A 12,482-nucleotide genomic window follows, 5' to 3' on the forward strand; every position below is an offset into this window, starting at 1 on the left:
GGCGCCCGCGCGGGGTTCAGTCGGCCGGTCCGCGCTCGGCGGGGCCGCCGCGGTCGGCTCCGGGGTCCTCGGTGCCGCCGTCCTCGGCGACCCGGCCCGCGATGCGGTAGTCCACGCGGACGTCGTGGTAGGTCGTGCCCGGCTCGACGCGTTCGGGCAGGTTGCGGCGGTCGCCGCCGTGGGCGGACTCGGGGTCCGGGTCGCCGGTGAAGCCCGGCACCACCGACGGCCGGCCGTGGAAGGTGACCTCCTCGGCCGTCGCCCCGGCCTCGATCTCCACGTCCGCGCGGCGCGGGCGGTCGGGTCTGGCCACCGTGCTCACCTCGCCTCGCGCGCGGCCTGGACGGCGCGGCTCACCACGGAGCCGGCGTCGCGGCCCACCTGCCGGGCCCCCGCCCGCACGCCCCGGATGCCGCGCAGCACGCGCTGCGAGGCGGTGGGCGCGGGCTCCGGCCCGCTCGTCTCCTCGGCCGGGGTGCGCTCCCGGCCTCCGGTCTGGTCGGCGCGCCGCAGCCGGGGCGCGCCGGGCACCGCCGGCCCGCGCTCCCGGCGGGGGGCCGGGCTGCCGGTGCCCCCGTCAGCGGGGGGCCGGTCGGCGCGGTGGGCGGGTTCGGGAGCGGTGTCGTAGTCGAGGCCGGGGTCGGCGGTGCCCGGGGCACCCGCCCCGGGCGCGGGCTCGCCGGCGCCCACGCCGCCGGGGCCGTCCTCGGGGCCTGATGGGGTGTCCTCGGCCGGCTCCCCGGTGTCCAGGTCGGCTTCCCCGGGCGGGGGTTCGTCGGAGGGGTAGCCCCAGACGGCGTCGGCGGCGCTCTCGGCGGAGGCCGGCGCGGCGGGCGCGGGGCCGGGGGCCGCCGGCGCGGTGCCGCCGCCCTGGGCGCCGGCGGCGGACCGCCCGGCCGCGCCCCCGGCGACCGCGTCGCCGGCCGGCCCGGCGGCGCGGTCGCCCGCACGGGCCCTCCGGCCCACCGCGTCCGCCACCGGCGCCGCCGGGGCCGCGCCGCCGCCCGCCAGGGCGCCCAGCCCGCCGGCCGCCGCCTCCGCGCCCCTGCCGAGGACGCCGGTGGCCTGCCCGGCGACGCCCCCGACCTCGTCGACCGCCGACTTCAGCGGCCCGGCCAGGCCCTCCGTGATGAGCTGCGGGTTCTCGTCGATGGTGCGCAGCACCCGCTCGATGATCGCCGCGACGTTGTCCAGCCGCACCTTGAGCCGGGCCTGCGCCTCGACCCCGCGCAGGGTCAAGGAAACCGCGCCCAGGTCGACGTCGGCGCCCACGTTGAGCCGCAGCAGGTCGCCCACCTCCGCCTGGAGCGACACGCGCGCCCGCAGGTTCTCGACGTCCAGGTCGATCTCGTCCACCGCCAGGTCGGGCACGTCCAGCAGGACGTCCGGCTCCTGGTCGGTGGCCGCGCGCTTGGCCGGTGCGGCCCGCGCGGCGCGCCCGTTGCGCGGCGCCTCACCGGTCACCCGCCGCGCCCGCACCCGCCGCTCCGGGGTTTCGCGGTCGGTCGGGGAACCGGCGCGGTCCCGGCGCGGGCCCTCCATGCCGCCTCCAGTCATGCCTGCCTCCCTGGCGGCGCGCAAAGCGGGCGCGGTGCGGTCCCGGCCGGTGCGGCGGGCCGACGCGGCTGCCTGCGGCGCCACGGTGTGCGTGTACGGCGGCGGCTGCCCGTGCCGTCCCTGGAGAAACCCTTTTGACCTGGTATTTCCCTGCCCTGGAGGCCGTCGCGGGGCGGCGGTGGGCGGCGGGGCCCGAAGCCGGGGCGAACCGCCGCCCGGCCCGGCGGGGCGCGCCCGCCCCGGTTCCCCCTCGCCCGGTCCTCTCGGCGGGGGCGCCGGTGTGCGGCGTCTCTCATCCGCCGACCGCGCCCGGAACTTCCCGCCTCCCGGCGACGACTGCTCTTATGGGCGGTGGCGGGCCCGCCCCGCCGAGTCCGCCGCCCGCCCCGCCCGCGTCCGCGCCGTCCCCACACGCCTCCGGAGCCGCCGCCATGTCCGACAGCACCCCGGCCACCCCGGCCACTCCGCCGCCGCGCGCCGACGGCGGTCCGGAGCGGGGCGCCCCCGCCGGGATCACCGTCCTGCTCACCTCGGTCATGGCGTTCTCGATGGCCCAGCTCTTCATCGTCGGCGCCCTCGGCCCCGCCCTCGTCGCCGAACTCCGCATGAGCACCACCATGCTCGGCTTCACGACCACGGTCGGCTTCGCCACGGCCGCGCTGCTCTCGCCCCTGGCCGGCCGGGTGGTCGACCGGTTCGGCGCGCGGCGCTGCCTGGTGGCGCTGCTGGTGCTCACCGCGCTGGCCCTCGCCTCGATCGGCGCCGCGCGGCACTACGCCGTGCTGCTCCTGGCGATCGCCCTGGGCGGCCTGCCGCAGGCGCTGGCCAACCCGGCCACCAACACCGTGATCCTCGCCGTGGTGCCGCCGAAGCGCCGGGGCTCGGTCACGGGGTGGAAGCAGTCGGGGGTGCAGATGGGCGCGTTCGCCGCCGGGCTGCCGGTCGCGGCGCTCGCGGCCGTCGCGGGATGGCGGTCCGCCGTGGCCTGCGCGGCCGTCGCGGCGGCCGCGGCCGCCGTGTGGGCCTGGCGCGCGGTGCCCGCCGCGCCGCCCCGCCCGGCGGGCGGGCGCCCGGCTGCGGGGCGGGTGCCGGCGTCGGTCGTCTGGCTGGCGGCGTTCTCGCTGCCGCTGGGCGGCGGCCTGGCCTCGATCAACACCTACCTGCCGCTCTTCGCCGCCGACGAACTGGGCTACCTGGAGTTCGGCGCGGCGGTCCTCGTGGCCGTGCTGGGGGTCTGCGGTATCGCGGGCCGGGTGCTGTGGGCGCGGCTGGCCGGCGGCGACGGAGCCCGCGCCGACCGGCTGCCCGTGGTGCTGGCGGCGGGCGCCGTGCTGGGTCCGGTGCTGATCGGGGTGGCGCCGCTGGTGCCCGGCGCGGGGGCGTCGGCGTGGGCGGGGGCGGTCGCCATCGGCGCCTTCGCCGTCGCCGCCAACGCCGTGTCGATGCTGATCGTGATGCGCCGCGCGGCGCCGGGCGCGGCGGGCCGCGACTCCGCCCTGGTGTCGGCGGGGTTCTTCGCGGGGTTCGCCGTGGGGCCGCCCGTCTTCGGCGCCGTCACCGAGGCGTGGGGCTTCGGCGCCGGATGGTCGGCGGTGGCGGCGCAGTTCGTGCTGGCGGCGGCCGTCGCCCTGGCCTGGCGCGCCGCCGACCGCCCGGCCGCCACCGCCTGACCGGGCGGCCCGCCGCCCGGCCGGATCGCCGCGCGGGCTAGCGCACGGCGGCGGGCGGCGCGCTCCCGGTCGCGGCGTACTGCCGCAGGAGGCGCCCGGCGAAGGACGCGATGTGGGACTCGTCGGGCCCGTCGAGGATGCGGGCCTGGCGCGCCACCCGCAGCAGCCGGGGCAGCGGGGTGTCGGGCCCGAGCCCCTCGGCGCCGTAGACCTGGACGGCGGCGTCGGTGACGGTCGAGAGCATGCGGGCGGCGGCGACCTTGGCCAGCGCGACGGCCTGGCGGGCGTCGCCGCCGGCGGCGACCTCGCGCACGGCCGCGTCGACCAGGGGGCGGGTGCCCGCGATGGCCAGGTGGGCCTCGAAGACCAGGCGGCGCACGAGCTGGTGGTCGCCCAGCGGCGGGCCGCCGCGCCCGGTGTCGGCGGCCCGGGCCAGCAGCAGCCCATAGGCGCGCTCGGCCTGCCCGGTCCAGCGCAGGCAGCGCAGCGTCCGGCCGAGGGCGACCCGCTCCGAGGCGATGGCCAGGCCCTCGCCGGGGGTGCCGAGGACGTGTTCGGCGCCGGCGCGGACGCCGTCGAGGGCGATCTCGTACTGGCCGCCCGCGCCCAGCATCGGCAGTTCGCGCTCCACGCGCACGCCGGGGAGGTCGGCGGGCAGGCAGAACATCGTCAGCCCGCCGTCGGCGCCGGCGGGGCCGACGACGCGGGCCAGGACGGTGACGAGGTCGGCCTCGGCGGCGCCGGTGATGAACCACTTGCGGCCGTCGAGCACCCAGCCGCCGCTGTCGGCCACGGCCCGCGTGCCGATCTCGGCGGGCCGCGTACCGCGCACACCCGGTTCGGTCATGGCGTAGCAGGCCCGCACCCGGCCGGCGGCGAGGTCGGCGAGGTAGCGGTGCCGCAGTTGCGGGCTGCCGTGGCGGTCGAGCATGCGGACGTCGAGCAGGCCGGCCGACCCGAGTGCCGCCGGGCCGTGGTCGCTGCGCCCCTCCTCGACGGCGACGGGCGCGTACTCGGTGAGCGAGAGGCCGCCCCCGCCCAGGCCGCGCGGCAGGGGAAGGGCCCACAGCCCGGCGTTCCTGGCGCGTTCGTTCAGCGCGGCGAGGAGGGGCCTGCGGTCGGCGCCGGGGGCGTCGAGGGCGTCCTCGGCGGGTTCGACGTGCTCGGCGACGAACGCCCGGACCCGTGCGGCGAGCCCGGGGGAGTCGTCGCCGGGGGAGCCGGGCGCGGGGCGCACGCCGGTCGCCGCCTGCTCACTGGTGCTCATGACACGGCCTTTCGCTGGCACGGACGGGACTGCGGGGGCGTGGTCGCCGGAACGGGCGGCCGGGCGTGATCGGCGGAAGGTGGCGAAGACGCGGGGACAAGCCGCGTCGGTGGGCGCAGAGTCCGTCTGCGCGGCGAGCCGGGCCTGGGTGCCGCTGGATGAACGGCGTGGTGGCGTCCCGGCGGTAGGGGGCCGGCGCGTGGCGGTCGGGGCTGTCCGTCGGTGGTGGCGAACGGTGGCGGCGCGCCCCTTCCCGCGGAGTCCGGATCCACCGCCCTTGGTGACCGAATGGTTGCCCTGGGTGGCCGGATGCGGTCTCCCCGCCATGGGCGCTGAACTGCGGAGAACGTGCCGGTGGTTGCGTCATTGCAGGCCACGGGCGTGGCGGCCAGGCCTCGTGATCATGGAATCGCAGTGTGGTCCCGGTCATGTCCGCCCCCTTTTCGCCCTTCCGAGGGAACTGGGATCGCGTCCGCTTCGACTGCTTCTGTGACGAGAAGTCGGAGACGCCACGAAAGAAGTTCCCGCGCTCCGGCTCCCGCTTCTGATGCGTGACCAGAAGGATGCGATATGAATTCCATCCCGTCTGACCGACCACTCACCGGGCTCGCGGCCGGTGTCGACGGCCCCGGGGCGCTGACCCGGCTCGCCGTCCGCCACCTCGCCGCCCTCGGAGCGGACGTCACCGGCCACGACGCACCCGCCGCCACCGGCACCGCCGGCGCATCCCCCGCATCCCCCACCCGCCCCCCGCACCCCCGCACCGGCCCCGCCCGGCTGCGCCTCGGCGACGCCGCCGAGATCGAACTGTCCTGGTCGGAGGACCCGGAGGCCACCGGGATCACCGACGAGGCCACCGCCCAGGCGGCCACCGGCGTGATGGCGGTCAACGGCCGCCGCACGGGCGCCGGTCCGCGCCCCCTCACCCTCGACTACACCACCGCCCTCGCCGAGGTCCTCGCTGTGGCCGGCCTGCTGGCCGGAGTGCACGCCCACCGCCGCGCGGGCACCCCGCTGCGCCTGGCCGCGACGGTGGAGCGGGCCGGTCTGCTCGCGGTCTCGCAGTACCTGGCCGCCGCCGGCGCGCCCGAGGCCGAGGCCGTCCCGCTCGACCCCGGCGGCGCCACCTTCACCAGCGCCGACGGCACCGCCTTCGAGATCGAGGCGCTGAGCGCCGAGGTCTGGGCGCGGTTCTGGCGGGCGGTGGGCGCTCCCGAGCCCGCCGTCCGCGCCGGCTGGGCGCCCTTCCAGTTCCGCTACGCCACCGCCTGCTCGGCCCTGCCCGCCGACCTGCGCGCGGCGGCCCGCGCCCTGCCCTGGGAGCGGCTGCGCGCGGCGGCCGACGCCTCGGGCGCGGGCATCTGCGAACTGGTGACCCTGGAACGGCGCCGTGCGGAGATCGGCGCCGCTCCCGCACCGCTGTGGACGCTGCGCGCCCTCGGCGCCACCGGTCCGGCACCCGCCCCGGCCGCCGGACGGGCCGGGGCCCCGGCCTCCTCGGCACCCGCGCCGCTGGCCGGTGTCACCGTGGTGGAGGCCGGCCGCCGCATCCAGGCCCCGCTGTGCGCCCACCTGCTCGGCCTGCTCGGCGCCCGCGTCGTCCGCGTCGAGCCCCCCGGCGGCGACCCGCTGCGCGCCATGCCGCCCGTCACCGGCGGGGTCTCGGCGCGCTGGCTGGCCCTCAACCGCGGCAAGGACGCCGTGGAGATCGACATCAAGACCCCGCAGGGCCGCGCCGACCTGCGCGAACTCGTCTCCCGCGCGGACGTGTTCTGCCACAACTGGGCCCCCGGCAGGGCCGAGAGCCTCGGCCTTGCCGCCGCCGACCTCGCCGCGGCCAACCCCCGGCTGGTCTACGTGCACACCTCCGGGTGGGCCGACGCCGTCCCCGACGCCCCGCCCGGCACCGACTTCATGGTCCAGGCGCGTTCGGGCCTGGCCGACGCCCTCAGCCCCGTCGGCGCATCCACCGCGCCTTCCCTGATGACCCTGCTCGACATCCTCGGCGGCGCGCTCGGCGCCCAGACCGTCGTCGCCGCGCTGCTGGCGGCCGACCGCCGCGGCGGCGCCGTGGCCGCCGAAAGCTCCCTGCTCGGCGCCGCCGACACCCTGCTGCACGACCTGCTGTCCGGCCCGCCGGCGGTCGTGGACCCGCGCCGCTTCGCCGAGGGCTTCCGGGCGCCGCTGCGCACCGCCGACGGCTGGGTCGCCCCCGCCGACGGCGACGCCGACGACGCCGCCCTGCTCACCGCCGCCGTCGCCGACGCCCCCACCGGCGACGCCCTGCGCATGCTGCGCGACAAGGGCCTCAGCGCCACCGCCGCACTCGGCGACATCGCCGCGCTGCCGACCGACCCCCGATACGCGGCCCGCCTCCCGCGCGACTCCCACGGCGCCATCGCCGTGCCCAACGTCTGGAGCCAGGTATGACCGCAGCCGCCGTCACCGACCTCGTCCCCGCCCGACTCCGCGCCGAGTGGGCGCGCCGCGGGGACTACCCCTGCGACGACCTGTTCGCATTGTTCTCCGCCCACGCCGACGCCCACCCCGACCGCCCCGCCGTCATCGACGACGGCGGAACCCTCGACTACGCGGGCCTGCGCGCCCGTGCCCTGGCGACCGCCGGGGGCCTGGCCGCCCTGGGGGTGCGCCCGGGCGAGGTGGTGTGCGTCCAGTTGCCCAACGGCCGCGACGCCGTCGCCGCCGAACTCGCCGTCGCCGCCCTCGGCGCCGTCGCCCTGCCCTTCCCCGTGGGCCGCCGCGTCCGCGAGACCGAGGCCCTGGTGCGGGGCTCCGGCGCCGTCGCCGCGATCGCCCCGGCCCGCCACAGGGACCGCTCGCCCGCGGCCGAACTCGCGGCGCTGCGCGGCACGGCGCCCACCCTGCGCCACGTCGTCGCGGTCGGCCCCGGCCCGGCGCCCGAGGGGTGCGTGCCCGCCGACGGGCTGCCCCCGGCCCCGCCCGGGTTCGCCCCCGCCCGCCCCGACCCCGACTCCTGCGCGCGGATCCTGGTGTCCTCGGGGTCGGAGGCCCAACCCAAGATGATCGCCTACTCCCACAACGCGCTCGCCGGAGGGCGGGGCAACTTCGTCGAGGCGCTGCGGCGCCCGGGCCAGGACCTGCGGGCCATGTTCCTGGTGCCGCTGGGCTCGGCCTTCGGCAGCAGCGGCACCAGCGTCACCCTGGCCCGCCACGGCGGCACGCTGGTGCTGTGCGGGGCGTTCGACGCCGACGCGGCGGTGCGGGCCGTCGCCGAGCACCGGCCCAGCCACGTGTTCGCGGTGCCCACCATGATCCGGATGATGCTGGACAGCCCCAGCGCGCGCACCGCCGACCCCGGCGGGGTCTCGGCGGTGGTGCTGGGCGGCGCCCCGCTGGACCCGCTCACCGCCGCCGAGGCGCGCGCCCGCTTCGGCTGCCCGGTGGTCAACCTCTACGGGTCGGCCGACGGCGTCAACTGCCACACCGGCCTGGACGACCCGCCCGACATCAGCGGCCGCCCCGGCATCGCGGCCGGCCGGCCCAACCCGCGGGTGGCCGACATCCGCGTTGTCGACGAGGAGCTGCGCGACGTCCCGGCCGGCGCCATCGGCGAGATCGTCTCGCTGGGCCCGATGACGCCGATGTGCTACGTCGGCGCGCCGGAGCTGAACGCCCGCTACCGCGCGGCCGGCGGCTGGGTGCGCACCGGCGACCTGGGGACCCTGGACGAGGACGGCGGGCTGCGCGTGGTCGGGCGGCTCAAGGACGTGGTGATCCGCGGCGGCGCCAACATCAGCCCGGCCGAGGTGGAGCAGCTGCTGCGCGAGCACCCCGACGTGCGCGACACCTGCTGCGTGGGCGTGCCCGACCCGCTGATGGGCGAGCGCCTGGCCGCCCACATCGTGCCGCGCCACGGGCGGGTGCCCGACCGCGCCGAACTGGAGGAGTTCCTGCGCGGCAAGGGCGTGGAGCCCTACAAGTTCCCCGAGTACGTGCTGCCCGCGCCGGCCGGGGGGTTCCCGCTGACCCCGGCCGGCAAGGTCGACAAGCAGCGGCTGCGCGAGCGCGCGGTGGAGGTGGTGGGCGGCTAGGCCGCCCGCGCCGGGCCCTCTCGGGCCGGCGCCTCGGGCGGCCGGTGCCTTGGAGGCAGCCGCCGGGGCACCGGCGGTCCGGCCCGGCCGTGCCCCGGCACGGCCGGGCCGGGCGGCGGACGCGCGGCTCCCGGGCGGCGCGCCCGCCGGGGAACACGCGCGGCGGGGCCGCCGCCTCAGCGGTGGCCCCCGCCCCCGCCCCCGCCGCCGTGGCCGTCGTGGTCGGCCTCGTGGCCGCCGCCGTCGCCACCGGATCCGGGACGCGGCGAGGGCGCCTCCTCACCGCGCAGCGCCGCGCCGATCGCCTCGGCGTTGGCCCGGTAGAGCGCCAGCAGGTCCTGGTCCTCGCCGGGGTAGTTCACCACGTCCACCTCCACGGCGCCGGAGTCGGGCAGCACCGCTCCGGTGGACATGTGCGCGTTGTCCAGCACCAGCGCGGGATTCGCCGCGCTCAGCTCCGCCACCTGCTCGGGGGTGACCTGGTCGGGCCCGTAGGTGCCCACCACCTCCGCGCCCGCCAGCTCCGCCGCCCACCCGGCGTAGACCTGGGCCACCGCCGCGGGCCGCTCCCCGCCCGGCCAGTCGGCCTCGACGTCCTCGCGCAGCTCGGCGCGCACCGCGTCGAACTTTGCCAGCCACTCCCGCGCCGCCTCGGCCGTGCCGAACCGCTCACCCAGCTTCTCGACCTCGGCGGTCACCACCTCCGGGCTGTTGTCGGCGTTCACCTCGACCGCCTCGGCCCCGGACCCCGCCGCCTCGGTGATCTGCCCGGCGAACGACTCGAACGGGCTGTAGAGCACGAACTCGGCGTCGGCCACCGCCGCCAGGTCCGAGGGCCGCGGCTCGTAGTCGGGCGCGTGCTGCACCGAGGCGGGCACGATCACCGTGACGTCCTCGGCGCCGGCCGCGCGCGCGAACGCCGCCTGCCAGGTGGTGGTCGCCACCACGGCCGGCCCGGCGCCGTCGCCGCCGCCGTCGTCCGCGGCCCCGCCGGAGCCGCACGCGGCGCAGCCCAGCAGCAGCGCCGCCGCCGTCAGTGCCCCGCCGCGGAGGAGGGCGGGGCGGGGGAGGGGGGTGCGAGCGTCGACCATCGCGACGTCGTCCTTTCCGGGAGGAACTGGACCACCAGCACGACCGCGCCGGCGGTGAGGACAAGGGCGGGGCCCGGCGGCAGGTCGAACAGCAGCGCGATGGCGAACCCGGCCAGGTTCACCACCACGCCGATGCCGATCGCCCACAGGACCATCGCCCCCAGGGAGTGCCCGAGCCGGCGCGCGGCCAGCGCGGGCAGCAGGGTCAGCGCGTCCACGAGCAGCGCTCCCGTCAGCCGGATCGCACCGGCCACCGACACCGCGATCAGCACCAGCAGGAGCGTGGTGAGCGCGCCCACCGGCACGCCCGAGCACAGCGCCAGCTCGCGGTCGTGCAGCAGCAGCGCGAGGTCGCGGCGCCGCCACCAGAACAGCCCGGGCACCACCACCGCCAGGACGCCCAGGATCGCGATGTCCACGGCGCGCACCGACAGCACCGATCCCCACAGCAACTCGAACGCGCTCGCGCCGTTGACGCCCGACATCGCCAGGACCAGCAGCGCCGCCGCCATGGCCAGGCTCATCAGCAGGCCCATGCCGCCCGACAGCCCGCCCGGGTCGCGGGCCAGCGGGCTGATGCCCACCCCCGCCAGCGCGCACGCCACCAGCGCGCACAGCAGGGGGTCCAGGCCCACCAGCAGCCCCACGGCGATCCCCAGCAGCGCGACGTGCATCATCGCGAAGCGCACCGGCATGATGTCCAGGCCCACGATCGCCACGCCGATCACCGGCAGCCCGATCGCGCCCACCACCAGCGCCACCGCCGCCCGCTGGACGGCGGGCATCTCCAGCAGCGCCAGGAACGTCGCCCCGTCGATCACGGCGCCTCCCGCAGGGCGCCGGCCGCCATCTCCAGCCGGCGGTCGCACCGGTCGGCCAGCCGGCGGTCGTGGGTGACAACGACGACCGTGGCCGGCAGGCCCAGCAGCACGTCGGCGGCCTCGCGCTGGCCCTCGAAGTCCAGCGCCGCCGTGGGCTCGTCGGCCAGCAGCAGCCCCGCGCCCGCCGCCACACAGCCCACCGCCCGCGCCAGGTGCACGCGCTGCACCTGCCCGCCGGAGAGGGTGTGCACCGGCCGCCGCAGCAGGGGCGCCACGCCGAGCCGGTGCGCGGCGGCGACGGCGGCGTCGCGGTCGCCGCTGCCGGCGAGCAGTTCCTCGGCCAGCAGCGGGAACGCGCCGCCGCCCTGGCGCTGGGGGATCCAGGCGCACTGGCGGCGCCGCCGCGCCCAGTCGGCGCGGGTGGCCGCGACCGCGCCGCCGACGCTGACGCGGCCCGCCACCCGGCCCCGGTGCAGGCCCAGCACGGCGCGCAGCAGCGTCGTCTTGCCGGACCCGTTGGTGCCGGTCAGCGCGACCTTCTGGCCCGGGCGCACCGCGACGGAGACGCCGCGTACCGCCGGGGCGGCCCCGAAGCGGCACGTCACGTCGACCAGGGAGAGTTCCAGCGCCGCCGTGGTGGTCACAGTTACCGCCGTCATGTGGGCTCCTGGGTCGGTATCAGGGTGGGCGCCGGACCCGGGGGCGCCGGGACCGGCAGGGGCGAGGGGGCGACACGGGCGGTCGGCGCGGACGGGGAGCCGGGGTCGGGCGGTGTGCGGGCCGGGCGGCACGCGGTGCCCCTCTGCCGCACTGGTCGGGTGCGGGGCGGCCGCGGTTCCCGCGAATGCGGCGCCGGCGCGGTCGGGCCGGCCTCCGCCGCCTTGGCCGCCGCCGGCGGCGCGGCGGGCGGCGCGGCCGGTTCGGCGGCCTCGGGGCTCTCCGCCAGCCGCAGGGCGGTGATCAGATCCTCGCGGGCCCGCGCCACGCGGGAGCGCACGGTCCCCACCGGCACGCGGGTGATCTCGGCCGCCTCGGCGTAGGAGAACCCCTCGATCTGGGTGAGGACGAAGGCGGTGCGGCGGGGCTCGGCCAGGTGGCTGAGCAGGTTCAGCAGCGCGATCTCCTCCTCGAACCGGCCCTGCCCGGACTCGGTCCGGGACTGGGCCGCGTCCCAGTCCTCCACGCTGACCGTGGCCGGGCGGGAGGACGCGGCCCGGTACCGGTCGACGACCGTGTGCCGGGCGATGGACAGGATCCAGGAGCGCACCGAGGAGCGGGCGGCGAAGCGGGGCAGGCCGCGCAGGGCGCGGATCAGGGTCTCCTGGGTCAGCTCCTCGACCAGCATGGGATCCGACATCGACCCGATGAAGCGGGCGACGTCGGGCCGCAGCCGGCGCACCAGCTGCTCGACGGCGCCGTCGCCGCCGTCCACCGCGTCCAGCGCCAGCCGGGTCAGTTCGGCGTCATCCACGGACGGCCACCTCCTCGCCGGCACATCGGGACCAGGGGGTGGCGCCGACGGGGGAATGAGCCATTATGGACGGGTGAGCTGCGTGGAGTGCCGGACCGCGCTGTCCGCCGAACTGGACGGCGAGGCCGCTGATGCGGTCCCCGAGGAGGTCCGCCGCCACCTGCGCGACTGCGCGGCGTGCGGCTCCTGGCTCGCCGCGGCCCACCGGCTCCAGCGGCTTTTGCGCTCGGCCCGCCTGGCCGCCGACCGCGGCGAGTAGCCGGGCGCCGCGCACCCGCCACTCCGCCGCGCGGGCCCGCGCGGGTGCGGCCGCCGCGATCACCGGTAAGCGGTGCGGCCGCCGGGGCCCTGGCCCGCTCGGCCGCGGTCTGGCGCGGTCGAGGGCCGCCCGCCCGCCGAAACGGGGCGGGGCGGGCCGGGCCGCGTTCACTGCGCGATGAGACGTCATGTGCCTTCCTCTGCGGTCGAGGACCGCCGCCGCGCCGCGCCGTGCGGACGGCGGCGGTGCGCCACTGCGGCGGCCGCGTTGCGG

General features: G+C 78.7%; 11 protein-coding genes. 4 read left to right on the top strand and 7 right to left on the bottom strand.

What is annotated here, in order from left to right:
* Window positions 1-16: 16 nt before the first annotated feature.
* Together HNR12_RS22165 and HNR12_RS22170 are read right to left on the bottom strand one after the other, a co-directional pair.
* A complete protein-coding gene (locus HNR12_RS22165; protein ID WP_179769379.1) occupies window positions 17-313 on the bottom strand; it encodes a hypothetical protein in 297 nt (98 codons plus the stop codon).
* 5 nt (window positions 314-318) lie between these two features.
* On the bottom strand, window positions 319-1,557 hold the full coding sequence (locus HNR12_RS22170; RefSeq protein ID WP_179769380.1) for a hypothetical protein: 1,239 nt from the start codon (window positions 1,555-1,557) through the stop codon (window positions 319-321).
* Window positions 1,558-1,988: 431 nt separating this feature from the next.
* Between HNR12_RS22170 and HNR12_RS22175 the strand changes: the two genes are divergently transcribed.
* Window positions 1,989-3,227: an MFS transporter gene (locus HNR12_RS22175; RefSeq protein WP_218902013.1), complete on the top strand. Its 1,239-nt coding sequence runs from the start codon at window positions 1,989-1,991 to the stop codon at window positions 3,225-3,227.
* A gap of 37 nt (window positions 3,228-3,264) precedes the next feature.
* Here HNR12_RS22175 and HNR12_RS22180 read toward each other — a convergent pair whose 3' ends face one another.
* Window positions 3,265-4,494: an acyl-CoA dehydrogenase family protein gene (locus HNR12_RS22180; protein ID WP_179769381.1), complete on the bottom strand. Its 1,230-nt coding sequence runs from the start codon at window positions 4,492-4,494 to the stop codon at window positions 3,265-3,267.
* 570 nt (window positions 4,495-5,064) lie between these two features.
* Here HNR12_RS22180 and HNR12_RS22185 point away from each other — a divergent pair.
* Both HNR12_RS22185 and HNR12_RS22190 read left to right on the top strand, forming a co-directional pair.
* Window positions 5,065-6,924, top strand: coding sequence for a CoA transferase (locus HNR12_RS22185; protein WP_179769382.1), 1,860 nt, complete (start codon window positions 5,065-5,067; stop codon window positions 6,922-6,924).
* A complete protein-coding gene (locus HNR12_RS22190; protein ID WP_179769383.1) occupies window positions 6,921-8,567 on the top strand; it encodes a class I adenylate-forming enzyme family protein in 1,647 nt (548 codons plus the stop codon). Before HNR12_RS22185 ends, HNR12_RS22190 begins: the two co-directional genes overlap by 4 nt.
* Window positions 8,568-8,743: 176 nt before the next feature.
* Here the strand turns inward: HNR12_RS22190 and HNR12_RS22195 are convergent, their stop codons facing one another.
* From HNR12_RS22195 to HNR12_RS29575, 4 genes are read right to left on the bottom strand one after another with little or no spacing between them, the layout of a single operon-like run.
* Complete coding sequence (locus HNR12_RS22195) at window positions 8,744-9,658, bottom strand: metal ABC transporter solute-binding protein, Zn/Mn family (RefSeq protein ID WP_179769384.1); 915 nt, start codon at window positions 9,656-9,658, stop codon at window positions 8,744-8,746.
* Complete coding sequence (locus HNR12_RS22200; protein ID WP_217782915.1) at window positions 9,601-10,479, bottom strand: metal ABC transporter permease; 879 nt, start codon at window positions 10,477-10,479, stop codon at window positions 9,601-9,603. Before HNR12_RS22200 ends, HNR12_RS22195 begins: the two co-directional genes overlap by 58 nt.
* Window positions 10,476-11,138, bottom strand: coding sequence for an ATP-binding cassette domain-containing protein (locus HNR12_RS22205; protein ID WP_179769385.1), 663 nt, complete (start codon window positions 11,136-11,138; stop codon window positions 10,476-10,478). The genes HNR12_RS22200 and HNR12_RS22205 overlap by 4 nt, the downstream gene beginning before the upstream one ends.
* Window positions 11,135-11,950: a sigma-70 family RNA polymerase sigma factor gene (locus tag HNR12_RS29575; RefSeq protein WP_179769386.1), complete on the bottom strand. Its 816-nt coding sequence runs from the start codon at window positions 11,948-11,950 to the stop codon at window positions 11,135-11,137. The genes HNR12_RS22205 and HNR12_RS29575 overlap by 4 nt, the downstream gene beginning before the upstream one ends.
* Window positions 11,951-12,023: 73 nt before the next feature.
* Between HNR12_RS29575 and HNR12_RS22215 the strand changes: the two genes are divergently transcribed.
* The gene (locus tag HNR12_RS22215; RefSeq protein WP_179769387.1) at window positions 12,024-12,209 is read left to right on the top strand and encodes a zf-HC2 domain-containing protein; all 186 of its coding nucleotides are present in this window, start codon (window positions 12,024-12,026) and stop codon (window positions 12,207-12,209) included.
* Window positions 12,210-12,482 lie beyond the last annotated feature (273 nt).

The organism is Streptomonospora nanhaiensis, assembly GCF_013410565.1.
Classification (GTDB): Bacteria; Actinomycetota; Actinomycetes; order Streptosporangiales; family Streptosporangiaceae; genus Streptomonospora; species Streptomonospora nanhaiensis.

Bases quoted from the DNA above. Each gene is read 5' to 3' on its own strand.
- HNR12_RS22170 (WP_179769380.1), bottom strand. From the start codon at position 1,557: ATGACTGGAGGCGGCATGGAGGGCCCGCGCCGGGACCGCGCCGGTTCC.
- HNR12_RS22175 (WP_218902013.1), top strand. From the start codon at position 1,989: ATGTCCGACAGCACCCCGGCCACCCCGGCCACTCCGCCGCCGCGCGCC.
- HNR12_RS22180 (WP_179769381.1), bottom strand. From the start codon at position 4,494: ATGAGCACCAGTGAGCAGGCGGCGACCGGCGTGCGCCCCGCGCCCGGC.
- HNR12_RS22185 (WP_179769382.1), top strand. From the start codon at position 5,065: ATGAATTCCATCCCGTCTGACCGACCACTCACCGGGCTCGCGGCCGGT.
- HNR12_RS22190 (WP_179769383.1), top strand. From the start codon at position 6,921: ATGACCGCAGCCGCCGTCACCGACCTCGTCCCCGCCCGACTCCGCGCC.
- HNR12_RS22195 (WP_179769384.1), bottom strand. From the start codon at position 9,658: ATGGTCGACGCTCGCACCCCCCTCCCCCGCCCCGCCCTCCTCCGCGGC.
- HNR12_RS22205 (WP_179769385.1), bottom strand. From the start codon at position 11,138: ATGACGGCGGTAACTGTGACCACCACGGCGGCGCTGGAACTCTCCCTG.